The following is a 17,715-nucleotide window of genomic DNA, read 5'->3' on the forward strand; positions in this document are numbered from 1 at the left end:
GCCGGATCTTCCTGTTCCGTGATGATCAACCCGTGACGCGGGGCCGCCGATCGGGCATACTCCTAGCGCCACAGCCGCAGGTCATCGCCTTCCGAGACCCGGAACGCGATCATCGGCCTGGCACCACGGAAAACGGCGCCGCCGCCCACCCTGCGCGTGTCGCCGCAGCGCCCGACAGGGAGGAGAGCGCCGCCATGACCGAGTACGGCCCCCGGCCGGTGGACCGCAGGCTGCCCACCGAAGAAGCCCGTGACCTGCTGACGCTCGTACGCGAGCTCGCCGACCGCGAGATCCGGCCGACGGCCGCCGAGGAGGAGGACGCCGGACACTTCCCGCGCGCGACCTTCACCCTGCTGTCGGAAGCCGGACTGCTGTCGCTGCCGTACGACGAGGAGTTCGGCGGTGGCGGCCAGCCCTACGAGGTGTACCTCCAGGTGCTGGAGGAGCTCGCCGCCGCCCGGCTCACCGTCGGCCTCGGCGTCAGCGTGCACACCCTCGCCTGCCACGCGCTCGCCGGATACGGCAGCAAGGAACAGCGCGCCGAACACCTTCCGGACATGCTCGGCGGCGGTCTCCTCGGCGCGTACTGCCTCTCCGAGCCCTCCTCGGGCTCCGACGCCGCCTCCCTCACCACCCGGGCCACCCGGGACGGCGACACCTGGACGCTGGAGGGCACCAAGGCCTGGACCACCCACGGCGGCGTGGCCGACTTCTACACCGTGCTGGCCCGCACCGGCGGCAGCGGCGCCCATGGCATCACCGCCTTCCTGGTGCCGGGCGACGCGGACGGGCTGAGCGCCGCGGTGCCCGAGCGCAAGATGGGCATGAAAGGCTCCCCGACCGCCCAGCTGCACTTCGACGCGGTGCGCCTCCCCGACTCCCGCCGCCTCGGGGAGGAGGGCCAGGGCTTCGCCATCGCGCTGTCCGCCCTGGACTCCGGGCGCCTGGGCATCGCCGCCTGCGCCATCGGGGTCGCCCAGGCGGCGCTGGACGAGGCGCTCGCCTACACCGCCGAACGGCAGCAGTTCGGCCGCCCGATCGCCGACTTCCAGGGCCTGCGCTTCATGCTCGCCGACATGGCCACCCAGATCGAGGCGGGCCGCGCGCTCTACCTCACCGCCGCCCGGCTGCGGGACGCCGGTCTGCCGTTCTCCAAGGAGGCGGCGATGGCCAAGCTGTTCTGCACCGACACCGCGATGCGGGTGACCACCGACGCCGTCCAGCTCCTCGGCGGCTACGGCTACACCCTCGACTTCCCGGCCGAGCGCTATATGCGTGAGGCCAAGGTGCTGCAGATCGTCGAGGGCACCAACCAGATCCAGCGGATGGTCATCGCCCGCCATCTCGCGGGCCCCGAGAAGCGCTGAGCCGGCCGGGGTGGGCGGGGGAGTCCCGTCGCGGCCTCCCGGCCCACCCCGCGTCGAGCCCCTGCCGGCAGGCCCGCTCCTCGCCGAGCGAGAACGCCACCGCCGGCCCGGCCGCGACCCGCGTACGCTCCTGGTCCGCGGGCTCCGGGTCCCACCGCCCTCGCCCGGTCCTCGTGCGAACCGGTCGGGTTGCCGCCCTCGTGTTCCTCGCCGTCCGGGTCTGGTCGTTCACCCATAGCTGACGTACCGTCAACTCCCGCCCGCGGGCGTCGATCCCGGGGTGTCGCCTGCCGACCGCGCGCCCAGGAGGAGACCGTGCCCGACCGCCCGATCGCGCTCGACGAGTACCCGATCCATCAGGTCCCGCTCTCCATGCGGCATGTCGCCACCGGCGACCGCAACGCCTACGACCGCTGCATCTTCCACGTCATGGACCACTCCGGCCGCGCCCTGCTGATCGCCGGCCTCGGCGTCTATCCCAACACCGGTGTCATCGACGCCTACGCCACCCTCCGCCTCGGCGACCGGCTGTATGCCGTACGGGCCTCCGACGCGCTCACCGACGACCGTCTCGCACTCACCGTCGGCCCGCTCACCATCACCGTCGACGAGCCGCTCGCCCGCCTGCGGCTGACCTGTGCCGCGGACCCCGGCGATCCGGACGGCCTGTCCTACGACCTGACCTGGAACGCGGCGTTCCCCGCCACCTGGGAGCCGCACCACACCCAGTACCGCGGCGACCGGCTGATGCTGGAAGGGCGGCGGTTCGTCCAGGCGGGCACCTGCACCGGCAGCATCCGCGTCGCCGGTCAGCGGCTCGCCGTCACGGCGGGGGAGTGGACCGGTACCCGCGACCGCAGTTGGGGCGTCCGCCCGATCCCCGGGGAGGACGGCGGACGGGCCGCGGAGGAGCTGCGGCCCGAGGGATTCCACTGGCTCTGGTGCCCGGTGCGCTTCGAGGACCGGTTCGTGATGGTCATCGTCCAGGAGGACGCCGACGGTCACCGCAGCCTCAACGAGGCCCTCATGGTCCACGACGACGGCCGCCAGGCCCAACTGGGCTGGCCGCACACGGACATCGGCTACCGCCCCGGCACCCGTCACCCCGAACGCGCCGTCATCCACCTCAGCGGACCCGGCCGCAAGCCCCTGGAACTCACCGCCGAGATCCTCACGTCGTCGCCGCTCGCCGTGGGCGCCGGCTACCCTCCCCCGAGCTCTCAACTCCGTTCGAGCAGGGGGGACCCCCATGCCAACGACTGGCAGCACGGCACCTGGCGGGGCCGCGGCTGGACGGACCGCCGCAGCTACGACCTCACCGACCCGGCGGCACACCCGCTCGCCGCGTACGGCGTCACCGACCACGCCGCCCGCTTCACCCTCGACGGCCGGACCGGCCACGGCATCTTCGAGCACGGCAGCTTCGGCCGCCACGACCCCAGCGGCTTCACCGGCCATGACTCCGTCGCGGGGGAGGCCGGCCGATGACGGCGCATCCGCCGCCCGCCGCCGGGGGAGCGCCCGCCGGCCGTCGCCCCCGCACCACCACCCGCGACCCCGAAGCCCTCACCCGCCGGCTCACCGCCTGGCTCGGCACCCGGTTGCCCGGCGCCCGAGCGGTCGCCGCGACCGTCCCGGACTCCAACGGCATGTCCAGCGAGACACTGCTCTTCGACATCGACCGGTCCCGGTGCCCGTCGCCCGAGCCCCCGCCCACCGGACTCGCGTCGTCCGGGCAGGGCGGAATCCCCGCCTCCTGCGCACTGCGGCTCGCCGCCGACCCCGCCGCGTACACCGTCTTCCCGCGCTACGACATGGCCCGGCAGTACCGCACCATGCGCCTGGTCGCCGCCCACACCGACCTCCCGGTGCCCCGCACCCTGTGGCTGGAGGAGGACCCGGCGCACCTCGGAGCGCCGTTCTTCGTCATGGCCCGCGCCGACGGCCGCGTCCCACCGGACGTCATGCCCTATACGTACGAGGGGAATTGGCTGCACGACGCCACCGATGCCCAGCGCGACCACTTGGAGGCCACCAGCGTCTCGGTGCTCGCCCGGCTGCACGACCAAGTACCGCCCACCGCCGCAGAGTTCCTCGCCACCCCTGGCACCGGAAGCGCACTGCACCGGCACGTCGCGGCCCAACGTGCTTACTACTCCTGGGTCGTTGATGGTCGCCCGCGCTCAGCGCTCATCGAGCGCGGCTTCGCCCGGCTGGCCGGCCTCTGGCCGTCGGACCCCGGCGATACCGTTCTCACCTGGGGCGACGCCCGGATCGGCAATATCGTCTACGACGGCTTCGAACCGGCCGCCGTGCTCGACTGGGAGATGGCCGCCCTCGGCCCCCGCGAACTCGACCTGGGCTGGATGATCTCGCTCCACCGCTTCTTCCAGGACCTCACCGAGGCGAGCGGAAAGCCGGGACTGCCCGGCCTGCTGAGCCGCGACCGCATCGAGAGCCGCTATGCCGCGCTCACCGGGCACCCGCCCCGCGCGATGGACTTCCACACCCTCTACGCGGCCCTGCGGCACGCCATCGTCATGCTGCGGGTGGCCTACCGCCAGGTCCACTTCGGCGAGGTGCCGGTACCGGACGACGCCGATGCACTGATCCTCCACCGGGACTCGCTGGAGGCGATGATCGAGGGCCGCTACTGGTGAGTGCGGCCCCTCGGAAGGACCTCCCGGTCGCTCAGGCGCCCGGCCGCATCCGCGGTACCCGGGCCGGCCGGGTGCCGGGCCCGCCGATGTGCGAGAACGGCTGACGGCGCCAGTCCAGGCTCTCCGGGAGCGTCAGCAGCATCGCCGCGTCCTGCTCCTGGGCGTCCAGGGTGTCCTCGGACTCCGGGGCCTCGGACGCGGCCCGGCCGGAGCCCTGGCACACCGTCAGCCCGAACGGGTTCCACGGCGAGGCGCACAGGGCGTGCTCCGGGAGCGTGTCCTCGTCCGCCAGCAGCGCGATCGGCTGCAGGCAGTCCGGGCAGGTCACCCGGTAGATCTCATAGGTGTCGAAAGAGTCGTACGCGGAGTCGTCGCCGGAACTGTCGCCCTCCTGGGCGCCGATGTCCGCGGCAGCGGAGTCCTGCTTAAGGCGTCGCATGATGTCCATCCCCCTCGGGTGGGCCGAGTCGTACCGCTGGCTTCCTGATGACGGGCGGTCCCGGCCACCACCAGCAATTCCCTTCATGCCGCACGCATAATCTCCGGCCCTTCACCGACACCGGATCACATGTGTGGCATTGGTCACATGACCCGGCGCAAGGGGGTCCACGAGCCGGCGCGCGGTGCGCACACGCGCCCGCGCGCAGTAGGTTGAGTGGGTGGAGGAGTTGGACCGACAAATCGTGGATCTGCTCGTCAAGGACGGGCGGATGAGCTACACCGACCTGGGCAAGGCCACCGGCCTGTCCACCTCGGCGGTGCACCAGCGCGTGCGCCGCCTGGAGCAGCGCGGTGTCATCCGGGGCTATGCGGCCATAGTGGACCCCGAAGCCGTGGGCCTGCCGCTCACCGCCTTCATCTCGGTCAAACCCTTCGACCCCAGTGCGCCCGACGACATCGCCGACCGCCTGGCCGAGGTCCCCGAGCTGGAGGCCTGCCACAGCGTCGCGGGCGACGAGAACTACATCCTCAAGGTGCGGGTCGCCACCCCCCTGGAGCTGGAGCACCTGCTCACCCGCATACGCACCCTCGCCGGAGTCTCGACCCGCACCACGGTCGTGCTCTCCACGCCCTACGAGGCCCGTCCGCCGCGCATCTGACCGGTGATCGCCCCCCGCGCGCGGCCGGTCCGCACGCAGGGGTCAAACTGTCCGGTATGAGCGAGCGCATCCCCGATCCGGCCCGGCCGCACCCCTCCGGCCCGGCCCGCCCCCGTACGGTCCTGCTGCGTGGCGGCGAGGTGCACAGCCCCGCTGACCCCTTCGCCACCGCCATGGTCGTCGAGGGCGACCGCATCGCCTGGGTCGGCGAGGAGGGCGCGGCGGACTCCTTCGCCGACGGCGTGGACGAGGTCGTCCGGCTCGACGGCGCGCTCGTCACTCCGGCATTCACGGACGCACATGTGCACACCACAGCGACCGGGCTCGCGCTCACCGGGCTCGACCTGTCCGGCGCCGCCACCCTGGCCGACGCGCTGGCCCGCGTACGCGGCTACGCGGCCGCGCGGCGGACGGACCGGATTCTGCTCGGCCACGGCTGGGACGCCAGCGCCTGGCCCGAGGACCGCCCGCCGTCGCGCGCGGAACTGGACGAGGCCACCGGCGGCCGGCCCCTCTACCTCACCCGAGTCGACGTGCACTCCGCGGTCGTGACGACGGCACTGCTCGACCTGGTGCCCGCCGTGCGCGAGCTGGCCGGTTTCCGGTCCGACGCCCCGCTGACCGGCGACGCCCACCACGCGGTGCGCCAGGCCGCGTACGCCACCGTCACCCCCGCCCAGCGCGCCGAGGCCCAGGCCGCCGCGCTCGCCCGCGCCGCCGCGCTCGGCATCGGCAGCGTCCACGAGTGCGCCGGCCCGGACATCTCCGGTGCGGACGACTTCACCTCGCTGCTCGCCCTGGCCCGGCAGGGGAACGGCCCGCGCGTCGTCGGCTACTGGGCCGAGTTCGTCGCGTCCGCAAAGGATGCCGAGCGCATCCGTGACCTCGGGGCCATCGGCGCCGCCGGCGACCTCTTCGCCGACGGCTCGCTCGGCTCGCACACCGCCCATCTGCACGCCCCGTACGCGGATTCCCCCGGCCACACCGGCACCGCGCAGCTCGACGCCGAGGCCGTCGCCGCCCATGTAGCCGCCTGCACCGAGGCCGGACTCCAGGCCGGCTTCCACGCCATCGGTGACGCGGCCCTGACCGGCGTCGTCGACGGCGTACGGGCCGCCGCCGAGCGCGTCGGCCTCGACCGAATCCGGGCCGCCCGGCACCGCGTCGAGCACGCCGAGATGCTCACCGAGCAGACCGTCACCGGCTTCGCCGACCTCGCCCTGACCGCCTCCGTCCAGCCCGCCTTCGACGCGGCGTGGGGCGGCGAGGACGGCATGTACGCCGCCCGTCTCGGCGTCGACCGGGCCCGCACCCTCAACCCGTACGCCGCGCTGCTCAAGGCCGGGGTCCCGCTCGCCCTCGGGTCCGACAGCCCGGTCACCCCGCTCGACCCCTGGGGCACCGTCCGCGCCGCGGTCTTCCACCGCACCCGCGCCCACGGCATCTCCGCCCGCGCCGCGTTCACCGCCCACACCCGCGGCGGCTGGCGCGCCGTCGGCCGGGACGACGCCGGCGTCCTGGTGCCCGGCGCGCCCGCCGACTACGCGGTCTGGCGCACCGGCGAGCTGCTCGTCCAGGCGCCCGACGAGCGGGTGGAGCGCTGGTCCACCGACCCCCGCTCCGGCACCCCCGGCCTGCCCGATCTCACCCCCGGCAACGACCTCCCGGTGTGCCTGCGCACGGTCGTCGGCGGGCGAACGGTCTTCGGCCCGCCGAACGAGTGACATCACGCGAGCACGTGCCACAGCGGACCGTGCTTGCTGCTCCTTGGCCCACCTGCGGGCGCTCGCGGCTGACCTGGGGCGACGCGAAACGACGCAGGCGGAGCACCTGTTGACAGCAGGCGGTCGGCGGCCGGTAGGTTCGGCCGAGTCCACCACAGGACGTCCGACCGGCAGATCTCCGCGCAGTCGTCGAACGCAACTGGGCCATGGGGCGGTGCGCCACTGGGGCACCCCGCCACTGGGAGCCAGGTCCAGGATTCGCGGCACGGGGCGACGGAAGGTTTCGGCCGGTCGGCGGGTGCGACCCGGGTGGGGCCCGGAAGCTCAGTAGACAACGGCTCTCGGTCGATCCGCAGCCAGCGGGTCCCAGGTCGGCCCGAAGGGCGCCGGGCCCCTATCCGCACCGTGGCGCAGCACTCCCGCCGCCACCTGCGGTGCCTCTTTGCCATTTGTGCACCCCGCATCCGCAATCCCGCCTTCCCGATGTACGGTCAGCTCACCACCCACGACCTGCAGGAAGGCTCGCGACCGTGCCATCGGGCTCCGACACCACCGAAGAAGCCGTCAGCGGCACCACGCCCGACGGCCCGGTGCCCCCCGCCGTGACGGCCTCCCCTGCCGAGCCCGTACGCCCCGGACGCGCCCGGAGGTTCGCCGCACTGGCCCGCCGGGAGGCGCCGCGCTCCGGCCTCGCGGCCGCCGCCGGCCTCGGTCTCGGTCTCGCCTTCCCGCCGTACGACCTGTGGCCGCTGTCGCTGGTGTCCGTCGCCGCGCTGTCGCTGCTGACCCGCGGCCGGACCGCCCGCCAGGGAGCCTGGACAGGCTTCGCCTTCGGGCTGCCGTTCTTCCTGATCCTGCTGAAGTGGCTGCATGTCATCGGCTGGGACGCGGTGGTGGGCCTGTCGATCGTCGAGGCGCTCTTCCTGGCGCTGCTGGGCGCGGGGCTCGCCGTCACCTCCCGGCTGCCGGTCTGGCCGCTGTGGACCGCCTGCCTGTGGGTCGCCGAGGAGTGGGCCCGCGACCGGCTGCCGCTCGGCGGCTTCCCGTGGGGGCGGCTGGCGTTCGCCCACACCGGCTCGCCGTTCACCCCGCTCGCCGCGCTCGGCGGCGCCCCGCTGGTGACCTTCGCGGTCGCGCTGGCCGCGGCGCTGCTCGCCGCCTGCGCCGCCACCCTCTGGGGGCTGCGCGCGAACGGGACGCTGCGGCGGGCCGTCCCGGCCCTGGAGGCGTTCGGGCTGGCCGCCGCGGTCACCCTGGCCGGGGTGCTGGTGCCCGTCCCCACGAAGGCCGACGACACCGTCGACATCGCTGTCATCCAGGGCAATGTCCAGTCACCCGGCATGGACTTCCTGGGCCGCCCCATGATGATCACCGACAACCACGCCACCGCCACCGAGAAGCTCGCCGCCGACGTCAAGGCCGGCCGGGCCAGGAAGCCGGACCTGGTGATCTGGCCGGAGAACTCCTCCGACCTCGACCCGTACCAGTACCCGCAGGCGTACGACCGGATCGACGAGGCCGTGAAGGCCATCGGGGTGCCCGTCCTCGTCGGCGCCCTCGTCGACCACCCCTCCAAGCCGGGCTACGTCTACAACGAGGGCATCGTCTGGGACCCGAAGAAGGGGCCGGGCGCCTCCTACACCAAGCAGCACCCGGTGCCGTTCGGCGAGTACGTGCCGTTCAAGGAGCAGCTCAGCAAGATCATCACGCGCTTCCAGCGGGTGACCCGCAACTTCTACCCCGGTGACCACACCGGCCTGCTCAAGGTCGGCCCCGCCCGGCTCGGCGACGTGATCTGCTTCGAGGTCGCCTACGACGAGATCGTCCACGACACCGTCAACGCCGGCGCCCGCGCCCTGGTCGTCCAGACGAACAACGCCACCTACGGCCGCACCGGCCAGCCCGAGCAGCAGCTGGCGATGTCCAAGCTGCGCGCCGTCGAGCACGGCCGCGCCGTCGTCACCGCCGCCACCAGCGGGATCAGCGCGGTGGTCGCCCCGGACGGCAAGATCACCCACCGCATCCCCGAGTTCACCCAGGGCGTGGTCTCCGCGCGGATTCCGCTGCGGGACGAAACGACGCTCGCCGACCGCGTCGGGGCCGCACCTGAGTGGGCGCTCGCTATCGTGGGCCTCCTGTCCTGCGCCGCCGCGGCAGCCATCGGCCGGCGCGGGCGTACGAAGGACGAGAAGGGGCAGCAGTGACAGACGGGCAGCGGCAGTACGGTCCGCTCGGCACCACGTTGGTGATCATTCCGACGTACAACGAGGCGGAGAACATCAAGCCGGTCGTCTCGCGGGTGCGGTCCGCCGTCCCCGCGGCGCATGTCCTGGTCGCGGACGACAACAGCCCGGACGGCACCGGCAAGCTGGCCGACGAGCTGGCCGCCGACGACGAGCAGGTCCACGTCCTGCACCGCAAGGGCAAGGAAGGCCTCGGCGCCGCCTATCTCGCCGGCTTCCGGTGGGGCATCGACAACGGCTACGGCGTGCTGGTCGAGATGGACGCCGACGGCTCGCACCAGCCGGAGGAGCTGCCCCGGCTGCTCACCGCCCTCAAGGGCGCCGACCTCGTCCTCGGCTCCCGGTGGGTGCCCGGCGGCCGTACCGTCAACTGGCCGACGTACCGCCGGCTCATCTCCCGCGGCGGCAGCACCTACTCCCGGCTGGCGTTGGACCTGCCGCTGCGCGACCTCACCGGCGGCTTCCGGGCCTTCCGCGCGGAGGCCCTCGAAGGGCTGGGCCTGGACGATGTCGCCTCCCAGGGCTACTGCTTCCAGGTCGACCTGGCCCGCCGCGCCGTGCAGGCCGGCTACCACGTCGTCGAGGTCCCCATCACCTTCGTCGAGCGCGAGCACGGCGACAGCAAGATGAGCCGTGACATCGTCGTGGAGGCGCTGTGGCGCGTCACGGCGTGGGGCGTCGGCTCACGGGTCGGCAAGATCCGCGGCCGCTGACCCCGGTCCGCCGCCCGGCCGCCGGGAGTTGATCCGTCCGGCGACCCTTGGGAAGGGCGGCCGGACGGGCCAGGCACACTTGAGGCATGACGTTCGGAGCCACGCCCTCGCCCGATTCCCGCCCGCCCCAGCGCTCGCGCGCCCGAAGGTTCGTCCCCTTGGGCGTCGCCGCCTGGATGGTGCTGGAGATCTGGCTGCTCACCGTCGTGGCCGGTGCCACCAACGGGCTGACAGTGCTGCTTCTGCTGCTCGCCGGAGTGATCGTCGGCGGCTATGTGACCAAGCGGGCCGGGCGTCGCGCCTGGCGGAACCTCACCGAGAGCCTGCAGAGCGCGGGCGACCCGTCGGCATCCGGCAACTCCCGGTCCGGCGACGGCAGATCCGGGGACGGCAAGACGGGCGGCGGCAATACGCTCCCGATGGCGGGCGGACTGCTGCTGATACTGCCGGGGCTGGTGTCCGACGCGCTGGGGCTGCTCTGCCTCTTCCCGCCGACCGGGAAGCTGATCCAGCGCCGCGCCGAGAAGCTGCTGTCCCGGCGGGCGGGCTACGCCCCGGGGTCGTTCGGTGACGCGTTCCAGCAGGCCCGGATGCACCGGCCGGACGGCAAGGTCGTCCAGGGCGAGGTCATCCGCGACGACGAACCCCCGGCCGCACGCCGCCAGGACCCGCCGCTGACCGGCTGACCGCGCCGGCGGCCGGCCGAGCGGACGCGACAAGGGCCGGGGTCACTGCGTGGTGCAGTGGCCCCGGCCCTTGCGTGCTGCTCTGTGCAGGTCCGTCGTCAGGCGGACTTGCGGTTGCTGTCGCGCGGATGCACGGCGATGTTCATGGTGCCGGAGCGCAGGACGGCCAGCCGTTCGGCCAGCACCTCCTCCAGCTCCTCGCGGGTGCGCCGCTCCATGAGCATGTCCCAGTGCGTACGCGCGGGCTTACCCTTCTTCTCCTCGGGGCCGTCCCCATCCACCAGAAGAGAGGGTGCACCGCATACCTTGCACTCCCACTCCGGCGGAATCTCGGCCTCAACCGAGAACGGCATCTCGAATCGATGTCCGTTCTCGCATGCGTACTCCACCGCCTGGCGCGGGGCCAGGTCGATGCCGCGGTCGGTCTCGTAGCTGGTCACCACGAGTCGCGTGCCGCGGAGAGCTCGCTCACTCATGAATCGTGCCTCCCGGGCTTGTCGCCCACAGGACAGGTGTCGCTGTCGTCGTCATCCGGTCAACGTCCGGTCGGCGGTGAAGATTCCCGAATCCGGGATTTGAGCCCACCCGTCGCCCACCACCGCCCTTGACGGAGGCGCTGTGCGCCGCTGCCTACCTTCGTGCCGCCCCTTGTTGTACCCACCGGCGCCCGGTTTGTCACATCTGGCAGCAGATGTCACCCAGCGCCTTCCATGCTTGAGCGCGCAGTAACGGTCCGCCTGGTGAGCCAAAGGCGTACACTACCGCCCCGCACGCCCGGAGACTAAATCCGGTCAGGTACAGGATTTCCGGCCGCCGCGATCGCCCGGCCCACCGGGACCCGCGCCAGCAGGACGAATCCGGTCACGAAGAACGCCACCAGGGACACGATCGCGTCCCGGTAGCTCCCGGTGAGCTGATAGGCGACCCCGAACACCAACGGCCCCAGCCAGCTCACGCCCCGGTCGCTGATCTCGTACGCGGAGAAGTACTCCGCCTCCTCGCCGCGCGGCACCAGATGGGAGAACAGCGAACGCGAGAGCGCCTGGCTGCCGCCCAGGACCAGGCCGATGCCGGCGGCGAGCGCGAAGAACCACAGCGGCTCCCGGGCGGGCAGGAAGTAGCCGGCCGTGAGGGTCAGTGTCCAGGCCACCAGCGAGCCCAGGATGGTCCGCTGTGCGCCGTACCGCCGGGCGAGGCGGCCCATCAGCAGGGCGCCCGCCGCGGCCAGCACCTGCACCAGAAGGACCGCGATGATCAGCGTCGTCTGGTCCAGCCGCAACTCCTCGGAGCCGTACACGGACGCCTGGGTGATCACCGTCTGCACCCCGTCGTTGTAGACGAGATAGGCCAGCAGGAAGGCGAGGGTCAGGGGGCGGCGCCGCATCCCGCGGAGCGTCCTGCGCAGCTGCCGCCACCCCTGGCGGGGCGAGGCGCCGCCCGCCTCTCCGGGCGCTCCGGTGGCGGCCGTCCGGCGGTCGCGCAGCCGGCGCAGCGGGATCAGCGAGAACGTCCCCCACCACAGTCCCGCCGACGCCAGGCAGATGCGTACCGCGGTGCCCTCGGATATCCCGAAGGAGTCGTGTGCGCCGTAGAGCACCAGGTTGGCCACCAGGACCAGTGCCCCGGCCGCGTAGCCGAAGGCCCAGCCCCGGGAGGAGACCGCGTCCCGTTCGCCGGGGCCGGCGATCTGCGGCAGGAAGGAGTTGTAGAGCATCATCGACACCACGAACGCCACGTTCGCGAGGATCAGCAGCGCCCCGCCGAGCAGATAGCGCTCGCCGTTCAGGAAGAACATCCCGGTCGTCGCCGCCGCGCCCACGTAGGCGCAGCAGCCCAGCAGCGGCTTCTTCCGGCCGGTCCGGTCGGCCACCGCCCCGGCGAGCGGCATGGCCAGTACGGACAGCAGCAGTGAGGCGGACACCGTGTACGCGTAGAAGGAACCCGCGCGCACCGGAACACCCAGCGGGTGGACAAAGCCGTGCGCGTCCGCCGCCGCCCTCGCCACCGATGTCAGATACGGCCCGAGGAAGACCGTCAGCACGGTGGTCGAGTAGACGCTGTTGGCCCAGTCGTACCAGTACCAGCCGCGCTGTTCGCGGCGCCGCTCAGCCGTCTCGTCCACGGCCCCGGCCGATGCGTCGCGCACTCCCGCCCCCGTTTTCCCGTCCCCGTTCACGGCGGCGGACGGCCGACGGCCCCCGGGCGGCTCAGACCCAGCAACCCCGCTCGGTCAGCACCGTCCGCAGCGTCTCGATGTGGTCCGTCATGATGCCATCCACGCCGAGGTCCAGCAGGGCGGTCATCCGGTCCGGGTCGTTGACCGTCCAGACGTGGACCTGCATGCCCAGCGCATGCGCGGCGCGCAGGAACAGCGGATCGACGACCGGGAGACCGGACTGCCGCTCGGGGACCTGCACGCAGACCGCGCTGCGCCGTACCGCCGCGCCCAGCAGCCGGTCGAGCGGCAGCACACCCCGGCCGTACGAGCGCAGCCGCAGCCCGGCCACGCCGCGGGTGCCGAGCGAGCTCGCCATCCGCCGGCCGGCCAGCCGCTGGGCCCGCGCCACCCGGGCCTCCGAGAACGAGCCGACGCACACCCGGTCCCAGGCGTGCGTACGGCGCAGCAGGTCCAGCAGCGGCGGCAGCGCGGCCTCGGCCTTGAGGTCGACGTTCCAGCGCGCCTCCGGGAACTCCTCCAGCAGCTCCTCGAACAGCGGCAGCGGTTCCTGCCCGCCGACCCGGGCCCGGCGCACCGCCCGCCAGGGGAGCTGTCCGATGGCGCCCCGGGTGTCCGTGACGCGGTCGAGGGTCGCGTCGTGGAAGGCGACGAGCCTGCCGTCCGAGGTGGCGTGCACATCGGTCTCCAGGTAGCGGTAGCCGAGGCCGACCGCCCGGCGGAAGGCGGCCGCGGTGTTCTCCAGACCTTCCGCGTCCCCGCCCCGGTGGGCGAAGGGGAGCGGGGTGGGGTGGTCGAGATAGGCGTGGCGGATGCGTATCGCTGAGGTCACTCCGGCAGTATGGCGCGCTCAGGTGACGGCTCCCCGCGGGCCACCACCGGGGACGGCTGCACGGCTGCGTCCCGGAGCGCGAAGCGGCGGAGGAAGAACTGCGCCAGCGGGCCGATGGCCAGTGCGTAGACGACCGTGCCGACGCCGACGGACCCGCCGAGCAGAAAGCCCGCCGCGAGCACCGTCACCTCGATGCAGGTCCGCACCAGCCGCACCGGGCGGCCGGTCCGCCGCTGCAGCCCGGTCATCAGCCCGTCCCGCGGCCCCGGGCCGAAGTCGGCGGAGATGTACAGCCCGGTCGCGGCGCCGTTCAGGAGGACGGCACCGGCCAGCAGCGGGATACGGGCGCCCAGCGAGTGCAGCTCCGGAACCCAGGCGAGCGTCGCGTCCATCACCAGCCCGAGGATCACCACATTGGACACCGTGCCCAGGCCGGGCCGCTGGCGCAGCGGAATCCACAGCAGCAGGATCAGTGCGCCGGAGACGATGGTGACGGTGCCGATCGACAGCCCCGTATGACGGGATATGCCCTGGTTGAGCACGCTCCAGGGTTCCAGTCCCAGCTCGGCCCGCAGCATCAGGCCCATGCTCACGCCGTACAGCGTCAGTCCCGTGTAGAGCTGGACCAGGCGCCGCGCCCGTAGGCCCCTCCCCGGGCCGGGCCTACTGATCATGGACACGAAATTTCCCCCTCCTGGCAGGATTGGACCGACGCATGACACCATGTGGCGTGTCCGGGCTCGGGAAGTAGAGCCAATTCGGGGAAGGTGGACTGATCTTCATGGCTCAGTGGACTTCAGCGGTTGGCGCACCCCAACTCGCCCGGCTGCTCCGGTCGCAGGACCCGCGCGACGCCCAACTCGCGGTCGGTGGCCGCCGGTTGCCCGCCTATCGCAGCCTCGCCGACGGAGTGCGCCTGCTCGTACTGGAAGGCCGGATACCGGTCGCCGCCCGGCTGCCGGCCGAACGCGAACTGGCCGCCGCCTTCGGCGTCAGCCGCACCACCGTCGCCGCCGCCTATGAAGCGCTGCGCGCCGAGGGGTTCTTGGAGTCCCGGCGCGGCTCGGGCAGTTGGACCGCCGTCCCGGCCGGGAATCCGCTGCCCACCCGCGGTCTGGAACCGCTGCCCCCGGAGGCGGCCGGTTCCATGATCGACCTCGGCTGCGCCGCCCTCCCGGCCCCCGAGCCCTGGCTGACCCGTGCCGTCCAGGGCGCCATGGCCGACCTTCCGCTCTACTCCCACACCCACGGCGACTACCCGGCCGGCCTGCCCGTCCTGCGTCAGGCCCTCGCGGACCGCTACACCGCCCGCGGCATCCCCACCATGCCGGAACAGATCATGGTGACCACCGGCGCGATGGGCGCGGTCGCCGCGATCTGCCGGCTCTGTACCGGTCCCGGCGAACGCGTGGCCGTCGACTCGCCCTCGTACGCCAACATCCTGCAGCTGATGCGGGATGCCGGTGCCCGGCTCGTCCCGGTCGCGCTCGGGGACAAGCTGGCCGGCTGGGACATCCCCGTCTGGCGCCAGGTGATGCGCGACGCCGCCCCGCGCATGGCCTATGTGGTCGCCGACTTCCACAACCCCACCGGCACCCTCGCCACCGAGGACCAGCGCCGCCGTCTCGTCGACGCCGCCCGCTCGGCCGGCACCCTGCTCGTGGTCGACGAGACGATGACCGAGCTGCGGCTGGACGAGGACGCCGAACCACCCCGTCCGGTCTGCGCGTTCGACCCGGCCGGCAGCGCGGTGATCACGGTCGGTTCGGCGAGCAAGGCGTTCTGGGCCGGGATGCGGATCGGCTGGGTGCGCGCCGCCCCCGACATCATCCGCAGTCTGGTCGCCGCCCGCGCCTACTCCGACCTGGGCTCACCCGTCCTCGAACAGCTCGCCATCGCCTCGCTCCTGGAGTCCGGCGGCTGGGAGCAGGCCATCGGCATCCGCCGCGAGCAGGCCCGCGAGAACCGCGACGCGATCGTCGGGGCGCTGCACCGGCACCTTCCCGACTGGGAGTTCAGCGTGCCCCGCGGCGGCCTCACGCTCTGGGCGCGCACCGGCGGACTCTCCGGCTCCCGGATCGCCGAGGCGGGGGAGCGGCTCGGGGTGCGGGTGCCCTCCGGCCCGCGGTTCGGCGTCGACGGCGCCTTCGAGGGCTTCGTACGGCTGCCGTTCACGGTCAGCGGTGCGGTCGCCGACGAGGCCGCGGTCCGGCTGGCCGGTGCCGCGCGGCTCGTGGCGACGGGCGCGCCCGTGGAGGCGGAGCTGCGGCACCCGTTCGTGGCCTGACGGGGCGTTTCCTCCGCTCCGGCCGGGCCTCCGGGGCCGCCGTGGGGCGGAGGAGTCTCACCCTTCTGCCCGGACGGCCTCCACCGTGCCCTTGATCACGCGGGGCTCGCCGCCCTTGGTGAGCACACGGCTTTCGCCGCCCTTGTCGGTCCGCACCCGCGCGCTCGCGCCCACCGGCTCGGCCGTGGACGGGTCGGCGGCTGCGCCGGACTCCTCCGCGTCCGGTGCCGCACCGGCCGCCGTGGGCCCGTCGTCCGCTTCGCTCACCGGGGCACGCCCGGACGCACCGGCCTCCACCGCCCCGGCACCCGCCCGCTTGCCGACGTCCACCGCCGTGCCGCCGGTCACCGGCTCGGTGGGGGCCGCCCCGTCCGCCGGGACCGTACGCTCCGGCAGCAGCGCCAGCACGGCCTCCCGGTGCGCCTGGCCGGTGGCGTCGTCGAGCGGATCGGGGGTGGCCGGCACCTGGAGCCGCAGCACGGGCGCGCCGCCCAGCCGCGCATAGCCGCGCCCCGGCGGGACCTGCGCCGGCGGCGTGGTGTGCGGCGGTGCGCCGAGCACCGCCCGTACCTCCTCCGCTGTGGCCGGACCGAGCACCACCCGCGCCTTGGTGTGCGCCCGTACCGGATCGCTCAGCAGCTCGGCGGTCTCGAACTGGTCGGCCACCACCACCGTGACCGCCGCGGCCCGCCCGTGCCGCAGCGGCATCTGGAGCCACTGCTGCGGATCGTCCAGGCCCTCGGCGACCGCGATGTGGGACAGCGCCGTCGGACGGTCCGCGATGATCCACAACGGGCGCCGGGTGTCGTCCGGTGCCGCCGTGCCGGCCTGCCGCGCCCGATTGCCCGCGATCAGCCGCCGCTCGGTCTCGTGCGACGCCCACTCCAGCGTCGCCAGCGCCCCCGCCAGCCCGCTCTCCACCCCGAGCACGCCGCCGCGCCCGGCGAGACACCCGTACTCACCGGTGCCGCCGCCGTCGATGACCAGCACATCGCCGTGCTGCAGCGCCTGCAGCGCGATCGAGCGCAGCAGGGTCGTGGTGCCGGTCCCCGGCTGCCCCAGGACGAGCAGATGCGGTTCGGTGGAGCGCTGCCCGGTGCGCCAGACCGCCGGCGGGGCGTCCCGGGTCTCCTCCCCGCCGGTGACCGGCAGGGTCCGCTGTACGGAGTCCGGGTCGGTGAAGCCGAGCACCGTCTCGCCGGGCGCGGTGACGAAGCGCTGTGCGGCGATGTCCGTGGGCAGCGGGTCCAGCACCGTCAGGGTGAGCTGATTGGCCAGCTCGTCCCAGGTGAACCGGTACTCCCGGCCGCGGCCGGCCTTGGCGTACAGCACCTGCTCGATGCGGACCCGGGACCGGTCCTCACCGTCGGTGAAGTACGCCGGGTACTTCAGCTGCAGCCGCTCCAGGCGCCCGTCGTCGTCGAAGGCGTACTCGGCGAAGGCCGCCGCCCAGTCACCGCCGTGCGCGTACAGGGGGCTGGGGTCCCCCTCGGCGGAGAGGTAGGGGACCAGCGCCTCGTAGAGCGCCCGCAGCCGCTCGGTCTCGGCCTCGCTGGGGCCGGTCACCACCGGCGTACGCTCCCGCCCCGCCCAGGCCCCCGCGCCCATGACCGCGATCAGGGCGAGCAGCGGTCCGTACGGCACCAGCCACACCACCAGGCCGCACGCGCCCACGAAGAAGGCCAGCGGGCCGCGCTGGTCCTTGGGCGTCTCGGCCCAGCGTCCCCGGCCGGCCGCGCCCAGCCGGCGCAGCCCGCGGCCGATGGTGATCAGCGGATGGAACACGTCGGAGGCGCTGTCGGCGGCGGTGCGCGCGAGTTCGCGGCCGCGGGCGAGCGGGGCGCTGTGTGCCATACGGGCGAGCGGTGCGCTGTGGGTCAGGATGCGGGGCAGGGGGCGCCGGGCCACGTCTTCTCCTGTTGCTCGT

The 17,715-nt window shown here is 73.4% G+C and carries 15 protein-coding genes; 9 read left to right on the top strand and 6 right to left on the bottom strand.

The genetic code is table 11. The features are described 5' to 3' along the window. The first annotated feature begins 194 nt into the window (after nt 1-194). From ACGFN2_RS02640 to ACGFN2_RS02650, 3 genes are all read left to right on the top strand, one after another. Complete coding sequence (locus ACGFN2_RS02640) at nt 195-1,367, top strand: acyl-CoA dehydrogenase family protein (protein WP_393356981.1); 1,173 nt, start codon at nt 195-197, stop codon at nt 1,365-1,367. 315 nt (nt 1,368-1,682) lie between these two features. Next, complete coding sequence (locus ACGFN2_RS02645) at nt 1,683-2,855, top strand: hypothetical protein (RefSeq protein WP_393356983.1); 1,173 nt, start codon at nt 1,683-1,685, stop codon at nt 2,853-2,855. Next, a complete protein-coding gene (locus tag ACGFN2_RS02650; protein ID WP_393356985.1) occupies nt 2,852-4,027 on the top strand; it encodes a phosphotransferase family protein in 1,176 nt (391 codons plus the stop codon). Before ACGFN2_RS02645 ends, ACGFN2_RS02650 begins: the two co-directional genes overlap by 4 nt. A 31-nt stretch (nt 4,028-4,058) precedes the next feature. Here ACGFN2_RS02650 and ACGFN2_RS02655 read toward each other — a convergent pair whose 3' ends face one another. Then, complete coding sequence (locus tag ACGFN2_RS02655; protein WP_362609396.1) at nt 4,059-4,475, bottom strand: hypothetical protein; 417 nt, start codon at nt 4,473-4,475, stop codon at nt 4,059-4,061. Nucleotides 4,476-4,686: 211 nt separating this feature from the next. Here ACGFN2_RS02655 and ACGFN2_RS02660 point away from each other — a divergent pair, with 211 nt between their 5' ends. From ACGFN2_RS02660 to fxsA, 5 genes are all read left to right on the top strand, one after another. After that, nucleotides 4,687-5,127 (top strand): Lrp/AsnC family transcriptional regulator, encoded by a 441-nt coding sequence (locus ACGFN2_RS02660; RefSeq protein ID WP_026170119.1) that lies wholly within the window; start codon nt 4,687-4,689, stop codon nt 5,125-5,127. Between the two features lie 56 nt (nt 5,128-5,183). Further along, nucleotides 5,184-6,851, top strand: a complete 1,668-nt coding sequence (locus tag ACGFN2_RS02665; RefSeq protein ID WP_393356987.1) for an amidohydrolase — start codon at nt 5,184-5,186, stop codon at nt 6,849-6,851. A gap of 530 nt (nt 6,852-7,381) precedes the next feature. Continuing rightward, nucleotides 7,382-9,055, top strand: a complete 1,674-nt coding sequence (gene lnt, locus ACGFN2_RS02670; protein WP_393356989.1) for an apolipoprotein N-acyltransferase — start codon at nt 7,382-7,384, stop codon at nt 9,053-9,055. Further along, entirely contained in the window at nt 9,052-9,807 is a 756-nt protein-coding gene (locus ACGFN2_RS02675; protein WP_362609402.1) for a polyprenol monophosphomannose synthase, read from the top strand. The genes lnt and ACGFN2_RS02675 overlap by 4 nt, the downstream gene beginning before the upstream one ends. 86 nt (nt 9,808-9,893) lie before the next feature. After that, complete coding sequence (fxsA, locus tag ACGFN2_RS02680; protein ID WP_362609405.1) at nt 9,894-10,493, top strand: FxsA family membrane protein; 600 nt, start codon at nt 9,894-9,896, stop codon at nt 10,491-10,493. A 98-nt stretch (nt 10,494-10,591) separates the two neighbouring features. Here fxsA and ACGFN2_RS02685 read toward each other — a convergent pair whose 3' ends face one another. The 4 genes from ACGFN2_RS02685 to ACGFN2_RS02700 all read right to left on the bottom strand — a co-directional run bounded on the left by ACGFN2_RS02685 (nt 10,592) and on the right by ACGFN2_RS02700 (nt 14,175). Then, a complete protein-coding gene (locus tag ACGFN2_RS02685) occupies nt 10,592-10,969 on the bottom strand; it encodes an RNA polymerase-binding protein RbpA (RefSeq protein ID WP_030080286.1) in 378 nt (125 codons plus the stop codon). Nucleotides 10,970-11,274: 305 nt separating this feature from the next. Further along, entirely contained in the window at nt 11,275-12,639 is a 1,365-nt protein-coding gene (locus tag ACGFN2_RS02690) for an MFS transporter (RefSeq protein ID WP_393356992.1), read from the bottom strand. A 61-nt stretch (nt 12,640-12,700) separates the two neighbouring features. Next, nucleotides 12,701-13,501, bottom strand: coding sequence for a glycerophosphodiester phosphodiesterase family protein (locus tag ACGFN2_RS02695; protein WP_362609409.1), 801 nt, complete (start codon nt 13,499-13,501; stop codon nt 12,701-12,703). Continuing rightward, nucleotides 13,498-14,175, bottom strand: a complete 678-nt coding sequence (locus tag ACGFN2_RS02700; RefSeq protein ID WP_393356994.1) for a YitT family protein — start codon at nt 14,173-14,175, stop codon at nt 13,498-13,500. Before ACGFN2_RS02700 ends, ACGFN2_RS02695 begins: the two co-directional genes overlap by 4 nt. 107 nt (nt 14,176-14,282) lie before the next feature. On the opposite strand from ACGFN2_RS02700, the gene ACGFN2_RS02705 reads away from it, so the two are divergent. Then, nucleotides 14,283-15,788 carry a PLP-dependent aminotransferase family protein gene (locus ACGFN2_RS02705; protein ID WP_362609414.1) on the top strand — a complete coding sequence of 502 codons (1,506 nt, stop codon included), beginning with the start codon at nt 14,283-14,285 and terminating at the stop codon, nt 15,786-15,788. 57 nt (nt 15,789-15,845) lie between these two features. Here ACGFN2_RS02705 and ACGFN2_RS02710 read toward each other — a convergent pair whose 3' ends face one another. Continuing rightward, entirely contained in the window at nt 15,846-17,696 is a 1,851-nt protein-coding gene (locus tag ACGFN2_RS02710; protein WP_393356996.1) for a hypothetical protein, read from the bottom strand. Nucleotides 17,697-17,715: the final 19 nt, after the last annotated feature.

Origin of the sequence: Streptomyces sp. NPDC048612 (genome assembly GCF_043199295.1) — a bacterium.
Taxonomy (GTDB): Bacteria; Actinomycetota; Actinomycetes; order Streptomycetales; family Streptomycetaceae; genus Streptomyces.